This window comes from Bacillus sp. CH140a_4T, from assembly GCF_008923725.1.
In the GTDB taxonomy this organism is placed as follows: Bacteria; Bacillota; Bacilli; order Bacillales; family Bacillaceae_G; genus Bacillus_A.
Window position 1 is genome coordinate 141,789 of sequence record NZ_WBPF01000005.1, and the last position, 25,417, is coordinate 167,205.

At 33.7% G+C, this 25,417-nt stretch carries 29 protein-coding genes and 2 pseudogenes; 6 read left to right on the forward strand and 25 right to left on the reverse strand.

Features of this window, described 5'->3' with window-relative positions; translation table 11 throughout:
- The 3 genes and pseudogenes from F8162_RS01650 to F8162_RS01670 form a co-directional block, all read right to left on the reverse strand.
- Positions 1-818, reverse strand: a pseudogene (locus F8162_RS01650) (DnaA N-terminal domain-containing protein); the annotation flags it as partial.
- 287 nt (positions 819-1,105) lie between these two features.
- On the reverse strand, positions 1,106-2,458 hold the full coding sequence (locus F8162_RS01660; RefSeq protein WP_151582916.1) for an RNA-guided endonuclease TnpB family protein: 1,353 nt from the start codon (positions 2,456-2,458) through the stop codon (positions 1,106-1,108).
- Between the two features lie 384 nt (positions 2,459-2,842).
- The gene (locus F8162_RS01670) at positions 2,843-3,760 is read right to left on the reverse strand and encodes a DMT family transporter (protein ID WP_151582918.1); all 918 of its coding nucleotides are present in this window, start codon (positions 3,758-3,760) and stop codon (positions 2,843-2,845) included.
- 146 nt (positions 3,761-3,906) lie between these two features.
- Between F8162_RS01670 and F8162_RS01675 the strand changes: the two genes are divergently transcribed.
- Positions 3,907-5,340, forward strand: coding sequence for a PLP-dependent aminotransferase family protein (locus F8162_RS01675; protein ID WP_151582920.1), 1,434 nt, complete (start codon positions 3,907-3,909; stop codon positions 5,338-5,340).
- A 76-nt stretch (positions 5,341-5,416) separates the two neighbouring features.
- On the opposite strand, the gene F8162_RS01680 is transcribed toward F8162_RS01675, so the two are convergent.
- Positions 5,417-6,343: an NADP-dependent oxidoreductase gene (locus F8162_RS01680; RefSeq protein WP_151582922.1), complete on the reverse strand. Its 927-nt coding sequence runs from the start codon at positions 6,341-6,343 to the stop codon at positions 5,417-5,419.
- Between the two features lie 196 nt (positions 6,344-6,539).
- On the opposite strand from F8162_RS01680, the gene F8162_RS01685 reads away from it, so the two are divergent.
- Positions 6,540-7,394 carry an alpha/beta fold hydrolase gene (locus F8162_RS01685; RefSeq protein WP_151582925.1) on the forward strand — a complete coding sequence of 285 codons (855 nt, stop codon included), beginning with the start codon at positions 6,540-6,542 and terminating at the stop codon, positions 7,392-7,394.
- 118 nt (positions 7,395-7,512) lie between these two features.
- On the opposite strand, the gene F8162_RS01690 is transcribed toward F8162_RS01685, so the two are convergent.
- Together F8162_RS01690 and F8162_RS01695 are read right to left on the reverse strand one after the other, a co-directional pair.
- Positions 7,513-7,848, reverse strand: a complete 336-nt coding sequence (locus tag F8162_RS01690) for a hypothetical protein (protein WP_151582927.1) — start codon at positions 7,846-7,848, stop codon at positions 7,513-7,515.
- A gap of 11 nt (positions 7,849-7,859) precedes the next feature.
- Complete coding sequence (locus F8162_RS01695; protein WP_151582929.1) at positions 7,860-9,029, reverse strand: ParM/StbA family protein; 1,170 nt, start codon at positions 9,027-9,029, stop codon at positions 7,860-7,862.
- 210 nt (positions 9,030-9,239) lie between these two features.
- On the opposite strand from F8162_RS01695, the gene F8162_RS01700 reads away from it, so the two are divergent.
- Positions 9,240-9,641, forward strand: a complete 402-nt coding sequence (locus tag F8162_RS01700; protein ID WP_151582931.1) for a hypothetical protein — start codon at positions 9,240-9,242, stop codon at positions 9,639-9,641.
- A gap of 44 nt (positions 9,642-9,685) precedes the next feature.
- Here F8162_RS01700 and F8162_RS01705 read toward each other — a convergent pair whose 3' ends face one another.
- The 7 genes from F8162_RS01705 to sleB form a co-directional block, all read right to left on the reverse strand.
- Entirely contained in the window at positions 9,686-10,222 is a 537-nt protein-coding gene (locus F8162_RS01705) for a DUF1697 domain-containing protein (protein WP_151582933.1), read from the reverse strand.
- A gap of 155 nt (positions 10,223-10,377) precedes the next feature.
- Positions 10,378-10,836 (reverse strand): GNAT family N-acetyltransferase, encoded by a 459-nt coding sequence (locus tag F8162_RS01710; RefSeq protein ID WP_151582935.1) that lies wholly within the window; start codon positions 10,834-10,836, stop codon positions 10,378-10,380.
- 196 nt (positions 10,837-11,032) lie between these two features.
- A complete protein-coding gene (locus tag F8162_RS01715; protein WP_151582937.1) occupies positions 11,033-11,530 on the reverse strand; it encodes a GNAT family N-acetyltransferase in 498 nt (165 codons plus the stop codon).
- Positions 11,531-11,556: 26 nt separating this feature from the next.
- On the reverse strand, positions 11,557-11,913 hold the full coding sequence (locus tag F8162_RS01720) for a hypothetical protein (RefSeq protein WP_151582939.1): 357 nt from the start codon (positions 11,911-11,913) through the stop codon (positions 11,557-11,559).
- A gap of 106 nt (positions 11,914-12,019) precedes the next feature.
- Positions 12,020-12,631 (reverse strand): YhcN/YlaJ family sporulation lipoprotein, encoded by a 612-nt coding sequence (locus F8162_RS01725; protein ID WP_151582941.1) that lies wholly within the window; start codon positions 12,629-12,631, stop codon positions 12,020-12,022.
- 26 nt (positions 12,632-12,657) lie between these two features.
- A complete protein-coding gene (gene ypeB, locus F8162_RS01730) occupies positions 12,658-13,998 on the reverse strand; it encodes a germination protein YpeB (RefSeq protein WP_151582943.1) in 1,341 nt (446 codons plus the stop codon).
- A gap of 15 nt (positions 13,999-14,013) precedes the next feature.
- Entirely contained in the window at positions 14,014-14,775 is a 762-nt protein-coding gene (sleB, locus tag F8162_RS01735) for a spore cortex-lytic enzyme (protein WP_151582945.1), read from the reverse strand.
- A gap of 143 nt (positions 14,776-14,918) precedes the next feature.
- On the opposite strand from sleB, the gene F8162_RS01740 reads away from it, so the two are divergent.
- Positions 14,919-15,251: a DUF3889 domain-containing protein gene (locus tag F8162_RS01740; RefSeq protein ID WP_151582947.1), complete on the forward strand. Its 333-nt coding sequence runs from the start codon at positions 14,919-14,921 to the stop codon at positions 15,249-15,251.
- A gap of 24 nt (positions 15,252-15,275) precedes the next feature.
- Here F8162_RS01740 and F8162_RS01745 read toward each other — a convergent pair whose 3' ends face one another.
- From F8162_RS01745 to kynU, 5 genes are all read right to left on the reverse strand, one after another.
- Positions 15,276-15,911: a Pr6Pr family membrane protein gene (locus tag F8162_RS01745; protein ID WP_151582949.1), complete on the reverse strand. Its 636-nt coding sequence runs from the start codon at positions 15,909-15,911 to the stop codon at positions 15,276-15,278.
- Between the two features lie 25 nt (positions 15,912-15,936).
- On the reverse strand, positions 15,937-16,845 hold the full coding sequence (locus tag F8162_RS01750; RefSeq protein WP_151582951.1) for a serine hydrolase domain-containing protein: 909 nt from the start codon (positions 16,843-16,845) through the stop codon (positions 15,937-15,939).
- Between the two features lie 117 nt (positions 16,846-16,962).
- Complete coding sequence (gene kynA, locus F8162_RS01755; protein WP_000661967.1) at positions 16,963-17,802, reverse strand: tryptophan 2,3-dioxygenase; 840 nt, start codon at positions 17,800-17,802, stop codon at positions 16,963-16,965.
- Between the two features lie 32 nt (positions 17,803-17,834).
- Positions 17,835-18,464: an arylformamidase gene (gene kynB / locus F8162_RS01760; RefSeq protein ID WP_151582953.1), complete on the reverse strand. Its 630-nt coding sequence runs from the start codon at positions 18,462-18,464 to the stop codon at positions 17,835-17,837.
- Positions 18,465-18,466: 2 nt separating this feature from the next.
- Complete coding sequence (gene kynU / locus F8162_RS01765) at positions 18,467-19,753, reverse strand: kynureninase (RefSeq protein ID WP_151582955.1); 1,287 nt, start codon at positions 19,751-19,753, stop codon at positions 18,467-18,469.
- A gap of 159 nt (positions 19,754-19,912) precedes the next feature.
- On the opposite strand from kynU, the gene F8162_RS01770 reads away from it, so the two are divergent.
- Together F8162_RS01770 and F8162_RS01775 are read left to right on the forward strand one after the other, a co-directional pair.
- A complete protein-coding gene (locus tag F8162_RS01770; protein ID WP_151582957.1) occupies positions 19,913-20,542 on the forward strand; it encodes a TetR/AcrR family transcriptional regulator in 630 nt (209 codons plus the stop codon).
- Between the two features lie 49 nt (positions 20,543-20,591).
- A pseudogene (locus tag F8162_RS01775) lies at positions 20,592-20,978 on the forward strand (hypothetical protein); the annotation flags it as partial.
- Between the two features lie 21 nt (positions 20,979-20,999).
- On the opposite strand, the gene F8162_RS01780 reads toward F8162_RS01775, so the two are convergent.
- From F8162_RS01780 to F8162_RS01805, 7 genes are all read right to left on the reverse strand, one after another.
- Positions 21,000-21,464, reverse strand: coding sequence for an SRPBCC family protein (locus F8162_RS01780; RefSeq protein ID WP_151582959.1), 465 nt, complete (start codon positions 21,462-21,464; stop codon positions 21,000-21,002).
- A gap of 126 nt (positions 21,465-21,590) precedes the next feature.
- Positions 21,591-21,830 carry a DUF3953 domain-containing protein gene (locus F8162_RS01785; protein ID WP_151582961.1) on the reverse strand — a complete coding sequence of 80 codons (240 nt, stop codon included), beginning with the start codon at positions 21,828-21,830 and terminating at the stop codon, positions 21,591-21,593.
- A 135-nt stretch (positions 21,831-21,965) separates the two neighbouring features.
- Positions 21,966-22,223: a DUF3977 family protein gene (locus F8162_RS01790; RefSeq protein ID WP_151582963.1), complete on the reverse strand. Its 258-nt coding sequence runs from the start codon at positions 22,221-22,223 to the stop codon at positions 21,966-21,968.
- A gap of 112 nt (positions 22,224-22,335) precedes the next feature.
- Positions 22,336-24,186 (reverse strand): sigma-54-dependent Fis family transcriptional regulator, encoded by a 1,851-nt coding sequence (locus tag F8162_RS01795; RefSeq protein WP_151582965.1) that lies wholly within the window; start codon positions 24,184-24,186, stop codon positions 22,336-22,338.
- Between the two features lie 123 nt (positions 24,187-24,309).
- The gene (locus tag F8162_RS28610; RefSeq protein ID WP_192797589.1) at positions 24,310-24,483 is read right to left on the reverse strand and encodes a hypothetical protein; all 174 of its coding nucleotides are present in this window, start codon (positions 24,481-24,483) and stop codon (positions 24,310-24,312) included.
- A gap of 14 nt (positions 24,484-24,497) precedes the next feature.
- The gene (locus F8162_RS01800; protein WP_151582967.1) at positions 24,498-24,839 is read right to left on the reverse strand and encodes an NIPSNAP family protein; all 342 of its coding nucleotides are present in this window, start codon (positions 24,837-24,839) and stop codon (positions 24,498-24,500) included.
- On the reverse strand, positions 24,812-25,408 hold the full coding sequence (locus F8162_RS01805; protein ID WP_151582969.1) for a GNAT family N-acetyltransferase: 597 nt from the start codon (positions 25,406-25,408) through the stop codon (positions 24,812-24,814). The genes F8162_RS01800 and F8162_RS01805 overlap by 28 nt, the downstream gene beginning before the upstream one ends.
- Positions 25,409-25,417: the final 9 nt, after the last annotated feature.

Sequence of the window (25,417 nt, forward strand, 5' to 3'; positions counted from 1 at the left end):
TTATTTTTCCAACTGTGTTTTTAATTCTACTACCTCTAATATTTCCCACTAATGTATCAATCACTTTTTCTAAGTTCACTATTTTTCTTCTAATGCTTGAATGCGTTTTTCGCTATCCTCTACATTATTATATTTTAACTCATCATTTGACGATTTGAACTGCTCCCATAATTCGAAAATAGTATTTTCAGTAGGTGATTTTGATTTTTCACCACTACTGGTTGCATCTTTATTTGATTCTAATTCAAATTGAAGTTCATATGTATTTCCATTTATTCTGGCTGTCGTTTCTTTGATCCATGTTTCATATGAAGGTCTTGAAATTGTTACTTGGATTTTATCTTTTATTTCATCCCAAATCGTGTTGGATTTCTCTTGTCCAGAAGTGAGTGGATTATTTTGCATATGATGAATATGTGTGATAGAAGTGGTTTTTGATTCTATTTCGAACCAAATTTGATATTCTTCATTAGTAAGTTTCTGTACGGTACTTGAAATTATATTTTTATACTCACCTTCAAGCAAATCACGATGAAACGCATCCTCGCAAAAGATTCTTAATGTATTATCTTCTATAGTAGCATTTGTATTTCTAACCCAGGTTATAAATGTTTTCTCTGCTAATTTTGGCCTTAACGCTTTCTTTACTTCATCCCAGCTATTTAGCCTTTTTTTGGAACATCTTTCAACTTTGATGGTTCGTCATTACATAGATCAAACTGAATTTCAAACGTCGTATTAAACATTTCTCTTAATGTATGAAATACTAATTCTTTGTAGTGAGATTCTAATCAGTCACGAGCAAATTCATTTGGACAGTCAACTCCCCCCACTGAGATGAAACATTTCAGTGGGGGCTTGAGTTAGAACGTTAGGTCTTTTCGTCTATCGCTAGACAGTTGACGCTCTAGCATTCATGCCACCTTACGGTAACACCCCAAGTATGTTTTTGGTTGGTACTGGCAACGAACGATTGTTTTCCCACTTGCACCACCCTTTCGAAAAAGAGCAATTCTTCCTTATGGAAGAAGCCACCACTCAGATGAATCCGGCGTGTGCTACAAGCCCCGACAAGTCGAGTACACATGGATGGTTGACGCACCCACTAAGCTATGCGCGAAACAACAGCCTTACGTTTTTGCACTTCTAATAGAATCGGCGTTTTCACTTTGAGATTGTCATCCAATTCTACAACTCTTGATTTTTGCAATGTATTCAATGCACCATTAATATCAGCATGGATACATGTTCCTGCTTTACTTTGGTACAGACCACGAGTGATTCGTTTGCCACTAAAGCGATACGTCCTATCTTCCTTAGACCAAACTGGAACCGGATCTTTGTCTAGGAAACTGGCTTTTGAAGTATAGCTTTCTTCTTGTTTCAAAAATCGGACGCCTTCTTTTACACATTTATTCTCAATTGCTGCTATCAGTTTATGAAACGGAATTTGAACAAATGTTTGATTATTCTTTTTCCCCATATCAGATTTTTGTTTCCAACCAGCGTTATACCCTACGACAACCGTGTCTATGCCAAATGCTTTCACTTTTTTAAACAACAGGCCTACCGTTTGTGAAATGTAACCATTTATTTGTCTTTCGCGTTTATGCCAAAGTGCAGCCATTTGATTCGTTACAACTCGTTTCGAAAGTCCATTTCCCATATTTTTCAGTTGGAGATTACGTATCATTTTATTGAAGTACTGGTTAATAGATTTCATTTTTTTTCCATCGATTAAGAAAGTATCACCTGTATTTGTCACGCAACTTACTAATCTATCTACACCTAAATCGCAACTCAAAGCGTTACTTGTGGTCGTAGATTGTTTCTTCATTTGAGAAACGTGCACTTCATATGTGTAATGCACCTCAAAGAACCGACCTTCTTGCTTCGGTACAATCTCAATGTAGGAGATTTTTTTATTTCTTAAGTTTTTAGGCATACGTATTTTAATGGAACCGAATTTTTTCCTGAATGCCACATTCATCGGAATCATCCAATATCCGTTATCATCCAATTTTGGAACTTGATAGATTTCAATGATTCGTTTGTCAGTTGGACGAGAATAATTCGGAAATTTAGGACGCCCTGTGAACTTCTCAGGATTTTTCTTCCACTGTTCCAAGGCTTTAAAAAAGCTATTCACTTCTGCATATAAGGCTCTACGAATCGCCTGAACAGAGTTTGATTGAATGCCCCAGTAATTCGTATCGGCTTGCATGGCAGTGTCCACTTCTTTTACAGTAGCCATTTTATTATGGATCAAATAACTTTGTTTAATGGTATACAATCCAACATTTCGCAATGCTTTTGAACTATGTGACATACGCTGAAGTAAGCGAAATTCTTTAGCTGTGAGGCAAGCTCGTCCGATATTTTGTTTCTGCGTAAATCGTTGCATGGTTTCTTTTTTCTTTTGTTTACGTAATACTTTCACGGCTTTCTTTCTAGCCATTGTTTTCACCACCTTTCTTAGAGCGTTCATTAAAATTATTCATTACTTTTGACAAAGCAATATTTGGAACAAAATATGAACATGTTCTTCATCGTAATTCCTTTTGGCTCAAGTAATAAAATGATTATTACTATCCAATTTCGTTGTCTTACGATATATTCCTTCCTTATCTACGGCAGATTATATCGTAAGACAAAAAACAAATATTCGCTCTCAAAAAATTTTTATATACGAGACAAAAGAGTTCAGTCTTCCTTCTTTTGGCAATTCATTGCCACCTGATTTGTTGAGTTTCACCCGTAACACAAATCAGGTGGCGTCTTCTTGCCGAAAGGGATAAAATTAAAGTAGCCCTATTTTATACAGAGCTGCTTCTTTATACAACTACATTTCCTTCTCAAATAATTTCCCTTGTTTGAAATAGCTCCGGAGTGTGGATCGATTAGCTAAAAATACACCAACCAAAATAAAACAAGCACCTATTCCCATTGTAGGGTTTAAAGGTTCTCCTAATATGATATATCCTACTATAATAGCAATTAGTGGTGATACGTATAACCAAGTTGACGGGAATACAGGATTTGTTTTTGATAAAAGCCAATAATATAATCCGTGTCCACCAATTGATCCAATAAAGATAAGATATAAAATAGGCCACTGTACACTCCATGAAGCTAATACAGTTACATTCGGTTGTTCTACTATGACGGATACGATTAGTAATAAAACCCCTCCGTAAAACATTTGAATACCATTAATGAGAAATGGTGATACACTTTGTAAATCCGAAAGTATTTCTTTTGAGCGAATAGAGCCTATTCCGTAAAATAACTCTCCTATTATTAAAATAAAACAAGCGATACTCCATATGAAACTTACTTCTTGTTGCATTCCTGGTAAAGAAACAAAAACAACACCTATGAGTGCAATAATTAATGCTACGAGTTGCTCTTTTTGTAATTTTGTCTTATTTCTCTTTGCCTGTAATAACAAAATCATCATCGGTCCCGTAGCAGAAAGCACAGCAGCTAACCCTGAAGAAATATATTGTTCCGCCCAGTACAATGTTGCGAATGTCATAAATGTTAAGCAAAAACCAGCATACATAATACGTTTTGAAAATAGATGTGGCATTATTTCTTTTCGCTTTAACTTAAATATAATCATCAGAATTACGCCTGCTAAAAAGAAACGAATTCCTGCTGAAAATAATGGAGGCGCTCCTGCTTCAATTCCGATTTTTATCGTTAAAAATGTTGTTCCGAAAATAATACATACTAAAATATAATTGAAAATGACCATTTCCCTTCCTCCTTTTTACTCTTAACATGAGTATAGAAGGTATGGTGTATAACAGTGTAACTATGTATATAACAGTTACCTAAAATTATAGTTGATTCTCTAAATATTTTTCGCTTTAATAAAATAAAAACGAAAAAGGTGAAACCATGAAGATTGTCCTTCGTAAAGAATCCAACATACCGTATTATCAGCAAATATATATGCAAATTGTTGAAAGAGTACAAAGCGGCATGCTTACGCATGGTGACTCCCTTCCATCTTTACGCTCTATGGCCGAAGATTTGCAGATTAGCCTATTAACTGTTCGTAAGGCATATAAGCAATTAGAAAAGAAAGAATATATACGCATTGAACATGGGAAAGGTGCTTATATACATAAACATGTAAAAAAAGATTTCAAACCAATTCCGTACAGATGGCAACAAACAAAAACGATTAATGTTATGCGATCTCAATATGCAATGAATCAGCACCGAAAATATTACGATTTTTCACAAGCGATTTTGTATCCTCGTTTATTGCCAAATCCATTCTTAGCAGACGAAATGCATAAAATACTTAATAAAGACCAGATGATCCTAGCAACTTATGGGCCAGTACAGGGTGATTATGAACTGCGAGTTGAAATAGCAAATTACTTAAATGAACACCAGAATTTAGTGACCGATCCATCTCAATTATTAATTACAAGCGGCGCACAACAAGGAATTGATTTAATTGCTCAAACATTATTAAAACCTGGTGATATTGTATTAGTGGAAAGTCCTTGTTACAGTGCTGCACTTGATATTTTCATCAATAAAGGTGCTAAAATTATACCAGTTTCTCTTGATAATCATGGAGTTCGCTCCGACTTAATCGATGATATTTGTCAAAGTAAAAATCCCGTATTATTGTATACGAATCCAACTTTTCAGAACCCAACAGGTACAGTAATGAGTAATGAACGGAGAATGGAACTTATAGAACTAGCAGAGCTATATGAGTTTTTTATAATTGAAGATGATTCTTTCGGAGAAATATATTTTGAGGATGCTACTATTCCCCCTCCTATCAAAAATTTTGATACGAATGGTCATGTAATATATATAAAAGGATTTAGTAAAACGTTAGCACCAGGATTGCGTATCGCATCTCTTATTGCCGATGGGCCTATTTTTGAATGGTTATATGCTGTAAAAGGTTCAATGGACATCGGTAGTCCTTTATTAACGCAAAAAGCACTCCTTCCTTTTTTACGTGCAGAACGTATGAAAAATCATTTAGAAAAATTACGTACTGCTTTACAAATTAGACGTGATATAACGATTGATATGTTATCACCTCTTAAAGTAATAAGGTTTGAAATACCAAATGGTGGCTTTAATTTATGGGTTACACTTCCTGATTCGATAGATCCCTTTACCTTATTACAAAAAGCAAATGAAGTAGATGTCTCTTTTTTACCAGGAACAGCTTGTCTATTAAATAACGATATAAATAACAACCAATTAAGGATTAGCTATTCTATGCTAAATGAAAAAGATATGTTAATTGGTTTAGAGAAATTACATGATACAATACGAAACTATAAACTATAAATGCATATGTCCACTATCTTTAAGCTAAAAAGTAAATACCCCAAAATATTTTTTGAGGGTATTTACTTAATCATTTTTATTCCACTTTCATTACAATCTTACCTCTAACATGTTGACCTTCACTCAAAATATGAGCTTCTCTAACCCCTGCTTCATTAAACGGTACAACTTTACTTATGATTGGTTTTATTTTTCCACGTGCAATTAAATCAGCTAATTCTTCTAGTTGCTTCCCATTTGGTTTTAGCCATAAAAATCCTGATTTTATCCCTTTTACTTTTTGAATTGGTTCATGGACAATCGAAACGAAAACACCACCAGGCTTTATAATTTGAAAACTTTTTTCTTGTACTTCCCCACCTATTGTATCTAATACAATATCAAAATCTGATAGTAGTTCTTCAAATTTATCTTTTTTATAATCAATAACAAGATCTGCTCCTAAAGACTTTAAAAACTCTTTATTCTTACTACTCGCAGTTGTCGCAACAAAAGCTCCAAATGATTTTGCGATTTGGATTGCTAAACTTCCAACTCCACCAGCTCCCGCATGAATGAGTACTCGATCATGTTCTTTTATTTGTGAATAATCTACAAGGCTTTGCCACGCTGTAAGCCCTGTAAGAGGAATAGAAGCTGCCTCTTCAAAACTTAGATTTGTGGGCATATAGGATACTAAATCCGGTTTTACTGTAATGAATTCAGCATAAGAGCCCTTCCCTATATTTTCAGGTTTCGTATACACCTTATCTCCTATTTTGAAACACTCTACCTCTTCCCCAACTTCTTCAATAACTCCAGCTACATCTAACCCTAAAATGATTGGGAATGAAAACTGTAACTGTTTTTGTAAGTCTCCTTTTCTTGTTTTCCAATCAACAGGATTAATAGACGTTGCGAAAATACGTATTAATACCTCTTTACTTTTAACGATTGGTTTTAATACTTGTCTTTCTTTTAATTCTTCAACACTCCCATATCGATCTATTACAATTGCTTTCATTTCCTCTCCTCCTTGCTGTTTATTTTAATAACATACAAATATTTCTCAAATTTTTTTGCCTTGAATTATCATAAACTTATTTTTGGGGGTAAATTGTGTAAGAAGCATTGTAAGTTCCAAAACGTAACTTACACACATCTTAGAATCTTTCAAAACTATATTTTAAATTTAATTCAAAAGAAATGGGGAGAACGCTATGACTGAAAAAATATTTAAAATTAACGGGATTGATATATGTACAGAAAGCTTTGGGAACGATAAGAACCCAGCTGTTTTATTAATTATGGGTGCTACGTGTTCAATGGTTTATTGGGATGAAGAATTTTGTGAACAGTTGGCTAACACAGGGAAATTTGTTATTCGTTTTGATAACCGTGATGTGGGACGCTCTGTTACATATGAACCTGGAACTTCCAATTATACAGTGACAGATATGGCAGAAGATGCAATTGGGGTACTAGACGCTTATCATATTGATCAAGCACATCTATTTGGTATGTCTTTAGGTGGTATGATCGCTCAAATTTCTGCTGTAAAACATCCCGAAAGAATTTTATCGTTAACATTATTAGCTACAAGTGTAATAGGCTCTGACGATAACACGCGTGATTTACCTCCGATGGATGAAAGAATTTTAACACATCACGCAAATGGCACGCATTTAGATTGGACAAATGATAAAGTTGTAGCAGAATATTTAGTTTCCGGATCTCGCCTATTATGCGGATCCAAACGAACATTTGATGAAAAAAGAGTCTATAAACAAGTAATACAAGAAATAGAACGAGCTAACAATTTATTAAGCATGTTTAATCACGCTCTACTACAAGGAGATGATGCATATGAAGGTGTGCTTCACTCCATACAAGCACCTACATTAGTTATTCATGGAACAGACGATACAGCGCTCCCTTTTGAACATGGTCTCGCACTTATTGATGAAATTCCTAAATCCGTCCTACTAACCCTTGAAGGTGCAGGACATGAAAATCATCCTGATGACTGGGCAGACATAATTCATGCTGTTACTGAACATACAGCCAAAATATAAATAAATAACGAATAGAAGGGGCACAAATTATGGTGTGCCCCCTCTATTCGTTACATGAAAAAAGCCCATCACTGTATCCGTATGTGTAGTGATGGGCAATTCTTATATTTTTCTATGTTTAAAAAAACGGACAATCTAATTGATCAACAGATTCCCATGATTTTTTTTTTATATTTTCGGTGGGTTTATTTGCTTCTAGTGGTACGTTTTTAAAAGGGTTTACTTCAACCTTTAATATGGAAGATGGCTCTACGTATAATGAGAAAACATGGCTACTTGGTATAGCTTTTGACACATCAATATCTCCTACTTGTTTAAAAAGTTGCTGCGCTGCAAAGAAAAAGAAATTGGTTGGGTTTGATTGTTTATTCAGCCATGCAATCATTTCAGGTGATACTGATTTATGAATATTGATTTTTACTCGATCACCACGTTTATATCGCCTAGATCGCATACTTCCACCAACTAACTTATCGTTAAGTTTGTAAATCCTAACTCTTTTTGCTTATGCTCTCTATATTTTGGCGAACAAGTGTAGACTAATAATCCACGTGCATTTGTAAATAACGGATTATCTACAAAGATTACATTTGTTAGTCGTCCTTTTTGTTTTAAAATCATTTTTAAACTGTTTTTAATAATTACTGCGCCCCCGCCATAAATAAATACGTATGGATCGTCTTTCATATCATCAATTTTGTTTATGATATCCGTTGCGACACGTGCTGCTAAACCTAATAATGCTGGCTGTGATTCTTCAACTAGTAACGCATTTCTTGGGTGCTTTTCATTTAAATAAATTTGGTTAAATTCTGTAATACTATCAATCGTCTTTGTTGGATACTTCCGGTTCCATCTTGTAATAATTTGTAGTAACGTTTCTTTCACACCGTATGATAAGCCCTTACTTAGTTGTGGTCTAAAGTTCACACCTAGTGAAACTACTTCTTCTGTCGTCCCTGCACCAATATCAAAAGACAATAAAGTTTTATCAACAAAATCAATTTCTGAAACTTGATTTTGTTCACATTCTATTTTATGTTTCACGACATTTCCTTCTTCATCATATACAATGCCCCACGTACCAGAAGCGCCCTCAGGCAGGCATTTACAATATTCGATTGAAATATTAATTGTCACATCACGTCCGTTTGGATAATGGAACACAACCTTATGATTGCCCATATAACGTTTCGCATTTTCCGCAGCTATTTCTTGTGTAATAAGCTGCATAGGAAGAGCAACAGATAAATCATAACGAATATTAATATGACTAGAAGTTGGACTTTGACGCATAGCACTCACCGCTAAACCAGATAGAATGGTAATAACCATTAACTCATCTGTTGACTTATTTGATTTCTTCTCAACCTCAGTACCTTTTAATTGATCTTGAATGACTTTTTCTCCAACGATATACCGCACGTTATTTAACATTAACGATGGAGAACTAATGGTCACGTCAATGTGATTTTCTAATTCCGATAATGAAACATCTCCCTCATCTAACAATCCAGTAGGCTCTCCTATATATAAAGAATATATACTCGGAATAAAAATAGGATCTTGCCCTTTCACCATTAACTTCAAACCGTTATTTCCTGCATCAGCACCAGCTTTTAAAAGAATAGACATAACTACCCCCTAAATTAATCTGACATCCCTTCCAAATATATGCTAGCCCATTCTTTTACATTCAAATGTAATGTAATTTTTTATTAATCGTAAAAACAAAATATCATATTCTTGCACCATTTATGTAAAAAGTATTTGACATAAAACTCCCCCAATTTTATACTGTATTTGTAAAGAGTTTTTTACATTATAGGGGGTGTCATTTCTAAATTGAATCACAAGAAAGTTATTTTCATAATTATCGTATTATCACTAATCGGAGTTCTTATACATGGCACATATAAATATGTAACGGAAGGTTCGATTTTGGGAGGAACAATATTCGCTTTTTCGTTAATACTTGGTAATTTAATTAATCAAATTACTTGGGGAGATCCAAATGGAGTATCGGAAGAAAGCCAAGATAAAATGGGACAGCAAATTACATATAAAAGCTTTAAAATTGCTTATTTTGTACTTATATGTCTTATGTTTTTTATTTTACTATTGTCAGAAGGATTTGCATTCCTAGTACTCGATGAAATAAAGAATCTTCCTCTTTTTATCGCACTTTGTTCTTCATTCTTTATTTATCCTATCGTTGAATTCGTTGTTGCTAAACAATATAAATAAAAAGATGAGGTTTTCTATAAACAGAAAATCTCATCTTTTTATATTTACATCCCCTCAACTATCGCTTTTAATTTATTCACAGTTCTCCAATTTCTTACTGTAGCTGGTGTATGTAGCTTCTGAAACTGATTCATTAATTTAGAATCTCGAATGCTGTTTTTGAATAACAAATACACAACTTTTTCATGTATATAACAATCTTCAGTTTCATTTGTTTGCATAAGCAGCTGATCCTTTTCTTTTTCAGAAAGTTCATTTGCTAAGAAGGCAACATGTATACTTTCCCCTTCAAGCAATGAATCGACTTCATAAGGACACCTTTTTATAATGTTTATAAATTCAGCATGCGTTCTTAACATGACCGGAACATCAAAACCAAAAACGTTTTTAATTTCAGATTGTATTCGTTCCTTTAGAAATGTTATATTTCCCTTAGATTTGAACACGATATTACCGCTTTGAATATATGTTTTTACTTGTTTTAACCCTATGGATTCAAACATTTCTTTTAAATCGGCCATTTTAATTACCTTATGCCCGCCTACATTGATTCCTCTTAGTAATGCAATATAAATTGTCATATCATTTCTCCTTGTTTAAATGTGTTTCAAAGTTGATGTAAAGTTATTTAATATAACAACCTATAAGAACCTTGCTACATTTTATTGTAGTAAGGTTCTTGGTGTTTTATTTCATTTAACGAAAGCACCTGTTTGTTGAATAAAAAGTGCTTTCGTTATAGAGCCGTTGACTTTTTAAACAAAGGTATGTACCCTCCACTAGGCCCATAAGCAACTCCAATTTCTTTCCATCCATATTTTTCATAATATCCGTTAAGATCCGAAGTAAGATAAAGAAATTTGTATCCTCTTTTTGCTGCTTCTATTAGTCCATGATTCAACAATTTTGCTCCTATAGAGTTGCCCCTAAATTTTTCATCTACAAACAAACACGCTAGCCACGGGCTCAAATCTTGACGACTATTTAAATCATTGCGAATTAATGCATACGTTCCGACAATCTTATCATCTACTTTTGCAATGTAAAAACTCGGTATGTCATTTGGATCAGTTAAAGCATTAGTCATACAATCTTCATAAAATGCACGCCCACCTGCCTCCCCCCATTCTTTCCAAAAAACATCTATTGCCTTATTAAATAAGTCATCCTTCTTTAGTAATTGAATAATTTCCATAAAGCTACGCCCCCAAAAAGTATTATTTAATGATTGTAGAACTTACTAAATTTAAAGTTTTTCAAGTATCTTTATTTTTTATGTAACTAGCTATAATTTCTTTACTCTTAAATACAGCCTTTTCATATATATTCTCTTATCGTTCTAAATAAAAAAACTTACTACCTTGTTTTTCAAGAGTAAGTTTTTCTTCTCATTATTTTATGATAGGTAAATGCATTATAATTTGTTGACCAATTGGTCCCATTCTTCTAAAGCCTTTATCTTGGAAGCCGACTTTTTCATATAAATTTTGTGCCGGAATATTTTTTTCATTCACAGCAAGTACAACCTCATTTTTTATCGGGAAATAACGTTTTACAAACTCTTGTAATAATGCCAATGATTTTTTAGCATATCCTTTTCTTTGTCTATTGTGATTTACAGAAAACGAAGTTAAAAGTAAAGCATCTTGATTGTTTGTGAACTCCTGTACTCTATCCCCTGTTTGCAATGCAAAAAGACCAACAGGTACCCCGTTGTAATCTAAAATAACAATCACATTTTTTGTTCGATCACTTTTTGCTTTCTCCAATAATTCACCTGGGTCTGACGTAAATTGAACTTGTTCACTTGGTAAAGTAAATGTTTGTATAACTTCTTTATATTTCTCCTTATACGGAACTAATTGAATTTCCCCTGTATGTATGTTCATGCGAAACTCTCCCATTTTTCAACTTATTAACTTAAACCTTGCTGCTCTTTTGAATGCACTTTTCCATCTAAAAAGGTAATTTCAACTAATGCAGTTGGATCGCTTCCTTTCCAAGCAAAAATTTGCTTAATTTGTGTAGAATCTTCTACACCTTCTTCTATAAGTAAATTACCATCAAAACCAATTACATCTTTCACTTCTGTATAAGTCATTCCTTCATTTATATTCGAGAAATGATTTATATTAATAGACTCTTTCTTCTCACTTTCCATCACAGTAGAAGAAGTCGCTGTTTGTTTTTTCACTTCTTTCTTCTGTTCACACGCTGTCATACTGAAACCTAAGCATAAACTAAAAAATATTAATGCGCTTTTTTTCATCATAACAGTTGTCCCTCCCATCATAATTAAACCATATATTCCCTTGAAAATAAACTGAATATTTAATATTATATTAAAAAACCCTGTACAATTTTGTACAGGGTTAAGGTTAACTTTTTTTATTCAAATGATTATTTGATTGGTCATTCTGTTCTTTTCTCAGTTCTCGTTCTTCATCTTTTGGTAATTGTTTATCATTATCTTTAACTGGATCCGTTTCTCGATTTTCAATCATGTCATTTGGAACTTGTGGCATTACCCGGCCAACAATTGCTGCTAACTCATCAAGTATACCTTCACCTGTTTTTCCTTTTTTAATTTGCTTTCCAATTTGTTTCAGTCGTTCATACGTATCAACATCTGCTACAACGACTGCATTAGCACCCTCCGGATCGTTTTTTAAACTTTCTGCAACAGAGTATTTAATGGACTCCACGCGAGTTCGATCGAGTTTTGCTTTTACATCAATACCTACAATAGCATATTTCCCAACAACTACAGCAGTTGCATCATTCACACCTGGCACACTTGCGGCTAAAGATGCTAAATGGTCCGCTGCTTTTTCATTTGGTTTATTTGGTTTATTTGTTTTGTTCGTATAGTTTACATTTTTCATCGAAACGTTTTTTTGCTCTGGTTTTTCGTTTGGATTATCCTTTTTTCCAATACTACATCCAGTTATAAACAAGCAAAGCATCAACATGTATATTAGGCTCTTCATTATTCTCACCACTTTACTATTAAAGTTTAATCATAAATTTTTTCAACAGCTTGCATTTTCTTCACTTTTTCCTCTGCGCCGCTATTTGCATTAATGAAAATTTGATACGTATCTTTCCCTAAAGTACCTATAAATTCATAGCAAAGTACTTCGTTATGCAAATCATTTACTACGACCGCTTTACGTTCTTCCATCACTTTAACATCTGGATTGATTTTCTTTCTTGCTTCTGCTGCAGTTAGCTTTGCTGATGGAACTGTTCGTTTTTGATGTGATGCTAAATACTCTTTTGCGGAGAATCCAACGATAGAACCGTCATCTAAAGCAATTTTCATTTGGATTGCTTCTGGATAAATTCGTACGCCATTCTCATTTACTACATACGTAAATACACCAACGTTATCATATTGTGAGCTATCATAAAGCTCCATATTATTAAACTTATGGTCCTTTAAGAATTTCAAACCTTTACTTCCTGCATCGTTTAAACTAATTTTCTGTTCTTTAATTTCTCGATTATTCATTACCCAAATTGGATATCCACCTTTTCCGGTAATATCCATATAAAACTCATTATTCGTTGCTGAATCTTTAATTTTCACACTATAGAAAGATTCTTTCGCGCCTTTTCCGCTTTTCTCAACATCTACTTTTTCATTTCCTTTTAAATTTAAAAATGATTTTGCGATTTTCGCTGCTTCATCTTTAGAAATTGCTTTTCCTTCTGCTTCAAATCCACCTTTTTTATTTTTTTGTGCACTTGTAAAGGTAGGCCCGAAGTTTGTAGATGAATACGATGTTACATTTTTCTCTACGGTCTTTAATCCATCAATAATTGTATTGTCTGCAGGATCACGATTTGATGCGAGTGCCATCTCAACATCCATCCAGCGTAAATTATTTTTCAATACAAGATGTTGTACTTTTCGTAACTCATCTTGAATGTTACCTGCGTTTGAATATAACGTTTGCAATGTTTTATATTCTTGATCGTTTAGCGGTTCTTTTTCTAAATCACGTATAGCCGCACGGTAACTAAAATCACCGATATTTGCTAAAAATTCTTCTGTTTTATTAAATGGCATTAATGTTAAAGGAAGTTGTCCTACATCTGAACGAGCTTCCGATGTTAATCTCCATACGTCTGCTAATGCAGGTGATAAAGATGCACGTGAATTCATCGCGAGCGTTGTTCCAATTTTGTCATGCAATAAATCAACCTCATATGCTAAATCATGAAACGCACGTTGATAGCTATTTTCTGCTCGAATTAATACTGCATTCTTCTCTTGATGCTCTTTATAACCCCAATAACCTGTTCCAACTACACCGACTGTTAATAATACAATTATAATACCTCGTAACATAGTTCCACCTCCGCTCTATTTACAGAAAATATGTTTCCCAATCTTTTTAATTTGTGGACGAGTCCAAATCCATTTACTTGTTGCTGTATCTGGATTGAAATAATACAATGCGTTTCCTGTTGGATCCCATCCATTTAGCGCATCTAATACAGCTTTTTTCGCTGTTTCATTTGGTGTTAAATATATTTGTCCATCCGCAACTGCGGTAAAGGCTCTCGGCTCAAATATTACACCTGATACGGTATTTGGGAACGATGCACTTGTAACACGATTTATAATAACCGCAGCTACTGCAACTTGTCCTAGGTACGGTTCACCACGAGATTCTCCATATACTGCGTTTGCCATAAGCTGAATGTCATTTTGAGAATAGCCATTTGGAACATTTGTCCCTTTATTTTGAGGTGGTTTATTTTCTTTTGCAGTACCACCACTATTCCCTTTATTGGCCGTTGACTTGTCATACTTCGTTGCCTTTACGAGCATTTGCTTTGTTTTAGCCCCTGCTAAACCATCAACTGGCAATCCAAATTTTTGTTGGAAATTTCGAAGTGCCCAATATGTACCCCATCCAAAAACACCATCTACTTTTCCTGTATAAAATCCGTTATATTTCAATCGAGATTGCAGTTCAATGACATCTTCGCCAGATGCTCCTCTTTGAATGACTTGATTAGAAAATGCCTCTACATTTTTTAGTTGTATACTACTGACTATCAAAGATAGTCCTATGAATACAAGCAAAATTGCTAGTTTAAAAATAGCTTTTTGACGCATAATTTTCCCTCCTTAATTACGGAAATGATTTCTTGGTTATGTTTTGTAAAAGCCTCGCTTTTATGTAAAGAAGACAAAAAAATCCAAACTCATATCGTCAAAAAATATGTAAACAATATAAAAAAAGATAAAAGGAGTTAATCATGAAGAAATTGTTAATGCGTGTCGCACTTGTCATTCTTTTCATAACAACAAGTTCAAATATATATACCGGTCCATCAATTGTTCATGCCCAGCCACCCTATGCTAAATGGGGGAAACTTGCTGTAGAAAAGACGAAAGAACAATATCCCAAAGCGGAAATTATCGATTACCTTCATATAGGTAGAAAACCAAAAACTGTTCAAATAACAGTTGAAAAATTTAAATTGTGGCTACGTGAAGATGGAAAAGAATATGGCGTTTTTGTTGATGTAGAATTTGAAACGAAGACGGAGAAATTTATAAAGATGTCATTTCAAAAGACGAGTAGATAAAATAAAAACCCCACTATTTATATTTTAAACAGTGGGGTTTCTTTCATTTCTAAAATTTCGATTCCCTAAAAATCTTACCAATATACAAATAGCACCAATTACAACTGCTATCCCTATACTGTATAAAAATACTCTATCATATCCACCTATTCTCGGATCTAAAAACGGATATGGATACCAATTCACGAGTGGACCACGTATTAAGCTATACACAACGTAAAAAAACGGGAATAAGAGCCAACTTGAAGCTTGTTTCCAAGTGATCTTCTTACTAGATGGATTTAAAATCCAATCTAAAAGCATGGCTATTGGCATGATATAATGTAGCACCGTATTTACCCATGGTATTGCAGTTTGAAGTGATTCTTCTAATCCTTTTAATAGCAAAAAATAAATGAGTCCTGTCGTAAGTATATATACCGTTGCCGCACCACGGAGTATACCAAACTGCTCTGATCGACCAAATGTAGCTGTTCCTATACTACTAAGAAGGAGAATAACCGCTACTAAGATATTACTTTCAATAGTGAAGAAACTAAAAAAATTAACTGGATTGAATGGTTTCATTTGTGCTCTTATTAGAAATTGCGTAGTAATGGCACTACATGCTAAAAGACTTAAACATAGTCTAAATAAAGATAATGTTTTTACACCTTTCATACATTCTCTCCTCTTCTTATATAAACTAATAATTCTCTTGTACATGCTCAATAAACAATTTCAATGGAACAAGTCCACGTTTTGGCATATGACTACTTATTACAGCAATAAGCTCTAACTGCGGAATGATAACGATGTATTGCCCGCCATATCCCATAGCAAAATATATACAATACGGTATGTGAAATCTTTCATTATTCAATACCCACCAGTGATATCCATATGCCCCGACATGTTCATACGTTTCAAATAGAGCTGTACTTGATTCTTCTAACCATTTCGAGGATACAACTTCATTCCCTTGCCAATATCCATTCTGCAAACATAATATTCCGATCCTTAATAAGTCTTTAGATTTCATTTTCATACCGAAACCGCCGACATGTATTCCTTTGGGATCTTGTTGCCACTCATATTCGGTAATTTCTAACGGATCAAATAAGTACCTTTTCGCAAACTGCTCTGTCGATATTCCAGTAGCTTTTTGGATAATGTAGCTAAGCAAATGCGAAGAACCTGAGTTATAATTCATATTTGTTTCGGGTTCTTCAATTATTGGTTTTTCTAATATGTATTGGACCCAGTTTTCCGATTCTACAAAATCATTTGGAAACACTACTCCATTTCCGAACTCTTTCCAATCTTCACCTGTAGTCATCGTCAATAGATGGTAAATTGTTAATTCATTTTTTTCTTCTGGTACATTAGGAATCCATTTTGTAATCGATGTATGTATATCATTTATATATCCTTTATCGATTGCGATACCAATTAATATAGATACAATGCTTTTTGTAATCGAATTTATTTTAAAAAGATTATTTTCACACTCTAACGTTTTATAATACTCAGTTGTTAACTCACCTTTTTGATAAACAAGAAATGTATTTACTTTTTTCTTTTCAAATTTATTTTCTAGTTGCTTGAAATCCAAAACTTTACCTCCAATTAAATCATTACTTGATTTATTATATCCTGTAACTTCAATTAAAACATAATTGTGATCAAATAAAAAAGAAACCTGTCATTAATGCACTGACAGGTTTCTTTTTTATAATTTCGTACGAACATTCCAAAGCTCTGGGAAGAAACGTTGATCAAGTACTCGTTTTAAATAAGACACACCAGAAGAGCCACCTGTTCCCATTTTATGTCCGATAATACGTTCTACCGTTTTCATATGACGGAAACGCCATTGTTGTAGCCAATCTTCGATATCAATTAATTTTTCAGCAAGCTGATATAAGTTCCAATATTTTTTCACATCGGCATACACTTCTAACCATGCCGCTTCTACTGTTGCATCTTCTTCATAAGGCTGCGTAATATCACGATTTAACACATCTTTATGAATAGGGAATCCTTCTTTTACAAGTGCTTGAATTGCCACATCATACAAACTTGGTGCGTGTAGCGCTGTATGAAGGCGAGCGTGTAATTCTGGATCTTTTTCATAAATTTTTAATGCATGCGGTGTTTTATAACCAAGCGCATACTCAATCATACGATATTGATACGATTGAAAACCTGAAGCTTGACCGAGTGAGTCACGGAATTCAATGTACTCTGATGGAGTTAATGTCGCAAGAATATCCCAAGATTGAATAATTTGCGACTGGATTTTTGATACACGTGCTAACATTTTAAACGCTGGTTGTAATTTATCTTGTTTAATAGACTCAATTGCTGCGTTTAACTCATGTAAAATAAGCTTCATCCAAAGTTCGCTTGCTTGGTGAATCACGATAAATAACATTTCATCATGATGGTCTGATAATCTCTTTTGAGAAGATAGTAAACTATCTAATTGTAAATACTCCCCGTACGTCATATTCTCTTTAAAGTCCGTATGAATTCCTTTTTCCATAATTACCTTTTCGTTTTCTTTCATATTAGCCAAACGCCCCTTTTATATAATTCTACTTATATTGGTCTAATAACTGCTCGAACTGGACTTCCATCTGCATCTGTTAAGGCAAGTGGTAATGCGATTAATTCATAATCGCCGTCTGCTACATGATCTAGTACGACATTTTCTAAAATGTGTATGCCATGTTTAAACAATTGATGATGCGCTGCTAATTCTTTATCATCTAATGGATCAACTGAAGGTACATCTACCCCGATTAAACGGATACCTCTCTCTGAAAGAAATGGTGCTATATCTGCACGTAAATGCGGGATTACATCTGGGAATTCATTCACTTTACCATGTGAAGATGTGCGTAACAACAATCGTTCTACGCCTTCTAAATGAAAGGTTTCTAATTCCTTTTTTCCGATGCTTTCAAGATTAGAAACATCTATGATGCGCGCTGGACCGACATAAACTTGAACATCTAAATCTAGTACTTTCTTACCATCATTATCAAAATGAAACGGTGCGTCAATATGAGTACCTGTATGAATACTCATCGTTAACTTTCCGACATTTACCGACCCGCTTTCTTCTTTTGACCATGAAACTTCATACGAGAACGGTGTATCCCCTGGCCAAGTCGCAATTTCATTATTTAGCGGTTGTGAAATATCAATCCACTCTGGTGTTTTCATGTTTATGCCACAACCTCTCGCTTATTTTCAAACCGCTTATATTCTTCATCTTTCATGATTTTCTTTAAAATTTGAACAGAATGCCACACTTCTTCGTATGTGTTATATAAAGCGACTGGCGCAAGTCTTACTCCATTAGGTGCACGAAAATCAGGGATAACTCCATTTGCTTTTAGCGCTTTACAAATGCGTGCTGCTTCTACATGCTCTAAATAAATGTGCCCGCCTCGTTTTTCATCCTCTAATGGATTTCCAATTATAAATCCGAAATCTTTTAATTCATGATCAATTAAATTCAGCATATATCTTGTAATATGTAGAGATTTTTCACGTAAACGCTCTATACCAGCATCTTTAAAAATTTCAAGAGAACCAATTAAAGGTGCAGTACTTAATACGTGCGGTGTACCAATTTGATAAGCACCTGCATGATCAGCAGCTGTTAATGTATGTTCCATATCAAACTGCTTATCTTTTCTAGAACTAAACCAACCTGATAATCCTGGAAGTCTATTAAAATGCTCTTTATTTACATATAGCCCTGCAACTCCACCAGGTCCTGCATTTAAATATTTATAATTACACCAAATAGCGAAATCAACATCCCATTCTTTGAAATGATGCGGAATAGAACCGATTGAATGACATAAATCGAATCCGATATGAATACCACGTTTATGCGCTTCCGCTGTTAAACGTTTCATATCAAGAATTTGGCCGCTTCTATATAGTACAGAAGGCAATAAAATTAACGCGATATCATCTGTCATTGCTTGAATAATATCATCTTCAGAAAGTGTTCTACCATCTCGGCTCTTCACTCGTAATAAATGCTCATCTGGATCTAATCCTTTTAAACGAATTTGACTTTGAAGTGCATATATATCTGACGGGAATGTTAATTCATCCGCAAGAATTTTTGTACGTATTCCTTTCGGCTCATAAAATGTGGCAATCACTTGGTGTATATTTGTCGTCGTGGAACCGGTTACAATAACTTCTTCTGGTAAAGCTCCAATAAGAGGTGCAGTCAACTCACCTAATTTCTCCGAGAGGAAAAACCACGGATGCTCACCCTCTGTCCAGCCGTCAATGCCATACTCTTTCCATGAATCTAGCAAAGTGAGTAACGATTTCTCTGCTCTTTTTGAAAGTAGCCCTAATGAGTTTCCATCTAAATATATCGTTCCTTCTTTTTTATAGAATTCAGTTTGAAAATCTTTCAGTTCATCATGTTTATCACATTCAAGCGCATATTCATAAGTTGGTTGAAATGGTTCTTTATACATGGTGTCACCTTCTTTTAATATTCTTTTTATTCTAACTAATTGAAATATATCACCTTAGTTGATATAACGTCAATGATATTATGTCAGTTGACTTTATATATGAATTTCTTTTACAATACAGTTATATTTTCAGATATTTCAGTATAAAGAGGTGATTCTTTGAAAAACAATACTCTTTCATCAAGAAAACACCGCTCCTTAGAAACAAAGAAGAAACTATTACACGCTGGTTACACTATTTTTATACGTAACGGATTTCAAAAAACGACAGTTACACAAATTATTAAACATGCAGAAACCGGTTATGGCACCGCATATGTATACTTTAAAAACAAAGATGATCTTCTCATTGTTTTAATGGAAGATGTCATGAATCAATTTTATGATATTGCCGAGCGCTCCTTTTCGCCTCAAACGAAAGAGGAAGCACATAAAATGATCCAAAATCAAGTTAGAGCATTCCTACAACTAGCAGAAAAAGAACGAGCTATATTGCAAGTTGTGCAGGAAGCAATCGGATTATCAAAAGAAATACGTCAAAAATGGGACGAGATACGGGAACGCTTTATAAACAATATTACGCAGGATATTACATACTCTCAAAAGAGTGGATTAGCAAAGACTGAATTAAATAAAGACATTGTAGCACGTGCTTGGTTCGCGATGAATGAGATGTTTCTTTGGACGATTGTGAAAAATGATAAAAAATTAGAGTTAGAAGAGATAGTATATACATTGACAGATATGTATACGACTGGGTTATATAAAGAGCACACCTTCAATAAGTAAGGTGTGCTCTTTTACATCTATAAAAATATATTATCTGGGTATGGTAACGCTAAAACCGGTTTTTACTTATGAAGTCTCAAATAATAGTATTAAAATTACTAGAGTTCCAGGTCCATCAAAAATTTTATATACAGAGCCAATACATTTAGAAAGTATGAAAGAACTCATTACTAAGTCTAATGATTGGCGTACATCTCCTGTTTTAAAGAAGATTCAAATCTTCGGTTATATCGATGGCATTCCAACTTCTATTCATGATAATGTTTTAAAACGATATTTCCAAGGTAAGAAAAGAGAACATAACCTTATCTCTTCTGAACTTGCTTATTGGATAACAGAAAGATTTTGTATTGATCAAGAAATATATGAAAGAGCTATTAAGATTTTCAATGAAAAATCTTCAAATAATAAAAACGTTACTCAATCCTTTGAGTAACGTTTTTCCCTTAATATGTACTCAATATAAATTTTCTTTATTATAAGCAGTTTCTACACACTCTGCTAGACGCTCCATTTGTTCCATAGTTAAACCTCGTGAAATCCAGCCTGTTAACTTATACATAATTTTATAATAAAGATTACTAGGTTCATATTCTGAAATTAATGTTAGTGCTGTACCTTCCTCATCTTCTTCTAGCATATAAGTCATCGCTGAATAACCTTGCTTCATTTCACTACCTAGTGAAATAATATGTGGTGCATCGTATTCAATGATTTCTACTTCTGCCTCAATTATTTTCTTACCGACTTTTTGAACAGATATATATTTATCTCCTACACACGGATTCTCTTTATCCATATTTGAAGGATAACGATTTTCTATTATAAACATATTCCATTCTTTTATTTTTTCATCCTCTATTATATACTCACATACTACATCAATTGGTGCTTTTATTACTATTTCTAGTGCGAAACTCATTAAACTGCCCCTCTCAAATACCCTATCCAATTCTATTTTAACTAAATCATTATGCCATATTTTATATAGTGAAATACAAGTAGAATTTTTACTTTTATTGTGAGAATGCTTATTATAATAAGAAAATCATTTAAAATATTTTATAAACGATACAATAATTAAAAATAAAGCAACAAGTAGTACAGCAACTCCTATACTCCTATTTTCTTTTTCTTTATTTTTTAAATTTTGCACCCCCATACTAACTAACATACATCCTAAAAGCGTTTGTAAAATTAGTACACTTTGTTTCGATGCATCATCCCAACTATAAATGGAATACCCGATTACAATAATTGCAAGTAAAATCGTTAAGATCCTATTCATACGTAAATCCCTCCTATTCAAAAAGAAGCCGCTAAGTTTCCTTAGCGGCTTTATTAACAATTTATATTTAAAAAATTGCTTTTTATGAATTTGATATAAGTTCAAAAAATTTTCTAACCAGTATAACTACGTATGTTAGCACACCTTTTCTTTATTTAGTCTACTTACAATCCCAACTAAAAATTTATATTCAATCCTCCTCTTCTTAACCTTTTTAAACCCTTCTTTCGTATCAAAAATTAAACACGTTTTCCGAAACCACATTCGTACATATAAAGACTCAAAATAAATAGGTTTTATAATACCTCGTTTCTCAAACTCAGCTCCATCTTTATTTTCAGTTTCTGTTCGAACGAACCACCTATTTCCGATGCCAATTTCAATATACTTCACATAAGTCCACCTTCCGGAAAATATTTTCTAACTATTCTATTATTTCCCTGGCAAGCGCACATTCCGACAGAACATGAGCCCACAAAGAAAAAGTAGATTACAAAAATCTACTTTATAGCTTATATTTTTGCATTCGTTTATAAAATGTACTTCGAGGTACATCTAAAAGTTTTGCAGCTAATGAAACATTTCCATTCGTCTTTTCTAGCGCTTCAATCATGCTATCACACTGTATTTTTTCACGAAAATTGAATGTATGCTCCGTTTTATTTTCTGCTTGTAATGCAAGTTGATGTTGATTTCCCATCATTGTTTGTAATAAAAAAGCGATTTGTTTTTCGCATATTTCTCGACCTTGCGACAAAATGTAAATACGTTCTAACACATTTAATAACTCTCGAATATTTCCGGGCCATGTATGCTGTGAAAATTGATTACAAATACTCGTCGGAAATACAACATTCCAATTCTTTCGTTCACAAAAATCTTGTATGAAGTAGGGAATATCCTCTTTTCTTTCTATTAACGATGGAACATATAACGGATAAACATGTAAACGATAATATAAATCTTGACGGAATCTCCCTTCTTCTACTAATCGTAGTAAATCTTTATGTGTCGCAGTAATAATACGAATATTTACCGGTACCTCTTTTGAACTGCCAATTGGGGTTACTGTTCGTTCTTGTAAAACACGTAACAATGCTACTTGCATCTCTGGCGGTACTTCACCAATTTCATCTAAAAATATTGTCCCTCCGTCTGCTTGTTCGAATTTCCCTTTATATCCTTGGCGCCGTGCACCTGTAAACGCTCCTTCAGCATAACCGAACAATTCACTTTCCATTAATTCTTTCGGCAATGAACCGCAGTTAACAGCTATAAAAGGACCATTTTTTCTTGGACTATTTTCATGAATCGCTCTCGCTACATATTCTTTCCCTACACCTGTTTCACCACAAACATATACACTAGCATCAGTTGGGGATACTAGCTTAATTTCTTCTAAAGTATGTTGAAAAGCATTGCTTGTCCCAATAACTCCAGGGAAAGTAATTCCGTTTATAAATGGGGAAGTTGAAAATACATTTCCTTGTTTATTTTCCTTTACATAAATACATTTCCCAATCATTCTATCATTACTATATAATGGTACTTCTAATTTAGATTTCAATCCATATTGCATTAAATCTTCAAGTTTCATTCGTGACCAATTAGAAACTCGTTCTCGAACCTTCTTGCTTGCAGAAACGATAACATCACGATGATTACAAATGACAACTTGTTCATCACTGTCAATTACATCTAAAAAACGATGGATTAAATGTAGTTCATTTTGATGCAATCGAATACTACATTCACGTTCAATCGCATGTGCAATTGAAGTTACCATCCCGAGCATATATGGATGTGAAAATTCAATTGGACAGGAGAAATCTAGAACACCAATTAATTTCCCATCATCATTATGAATGGGAGCGGCCGCACAGCTCCAGCTATGAGATGCGACAGAGTAATGCTCTGTACCACTAATCATAATAGCCTCTTCAATCTGTAACGCGGTTCCTATCGCATTTGTACCAACAGCTGCTTCCGTCCATTTCACACCTTCAATGAAATTAATATGTTTCGCTCGTTTCAACGTTTGTTGATTTCCACTTAACGATAGAACGTAACCATCTGGATCGATTAATAATGACATCATTTGCAGTTCATCAATGGTTTTTCTCATATTTTGTATTTGAGGTATTGCTATATCAAGGAAGATTTCACTCTTTTTCTTTTGATCCTGAAAAATATTAGAAGACAAAATTTTCTGACCTTTATTCATATGAGGATTCACATTTGCTTGTTTACATCGATGCCATGACTCTGAAATTCTTTCATTTATACGATTCGAATCAAGTACCCCTTCATCAACAAACTTTTTCCACGTATGTAAGTAAAACGGTGAAGCTAACATTGTATCATCTCCCTATTCATTGTTTTGGAGATCTGTAAAAACATACTTATATTATAAAACTGAATAAAAGCGTTTTCAATAAAACTAGAAAGACGACACAAATATGTTAATAATTTGAATATCTTATTGCGCTTCTTTATTCTTTTTTAGTAGAACTATATTTTGTATGATGGACGCAAAGAAAATACATAACCAAAACCACTTTTGTGGATTGCCGTTTATAAAGAAAACTGTCACCGCTATTGCAAATAAAATGGTAGATGCTAAACTAAAATATAATTTTGTTTTAATTCTCATTATCCCTCACTCCTCTATCGCTTTACAGTACATACTAACTCTTCATTTTTCAACTCTACTATGTACTTCTGTAAAACATATTCTCTTCCGCCATGTTTTTCATACCAATCATGTATTCTTTTAACATGCTTCTCGTCACTTCTAATTTTCGATTCAATTTCTTTATACTGTTTATAACTATCATATTCCCATATGGCGAATATTTCAGTTGTACCATTATTATTATCTTTCATCCAGCGTCCTATTAGCTTGGAGCCATGTTTTAATTGATTAGGTAAGTTCGTGTTATTGAAATGTTCATTAAATATTTCTGTAAATTCATTCTTTACTATATAATACTTTCTTCTGTAGAACATGCCACTACACCTCTTTTATGAAATGTATGAATACACCTTCCCATTACAACCGTATTATAATACTTCCTATCCGACAGCCTTTTATCATTTTTTAAAATCCCTTCTACTTCAAAACCTAATTTTTTATAAAGTTGAATGGCTTTTTCATTTGTCTCTAACACTTGTAATGATATCTTTTTCACTTCATTTTTATCAGCCCACTGAATAGATTGTTGTAATAGACTCTTACCCATTCCATATCCCCAAAACTCTCTTAAAATACAAACACCAAACTCTACTTTATGGGATAATCTTTTCAAATTTGATCCTTCACATCTTGAAAATCCTACGATTCGGTTGTGCACTTCTGCAACTAAAAAGAGATTTTTCGTTTCTTCACTATCTGTTTTTATTATTTTTTGAAAACCTATCTTATCTATAAATCCCTCTCCAGCTTCTCTATCCATATTTTCAGTTTCGCCATCGATCTGAACTCTAATTTCCGATAACTGCTCAGCATCCGTTTCAGATGCAGAACGAATTGTATAAGTTAATCCATTTATATGAAACTCTTGTCCTTTTATAATCATTTCAAACTC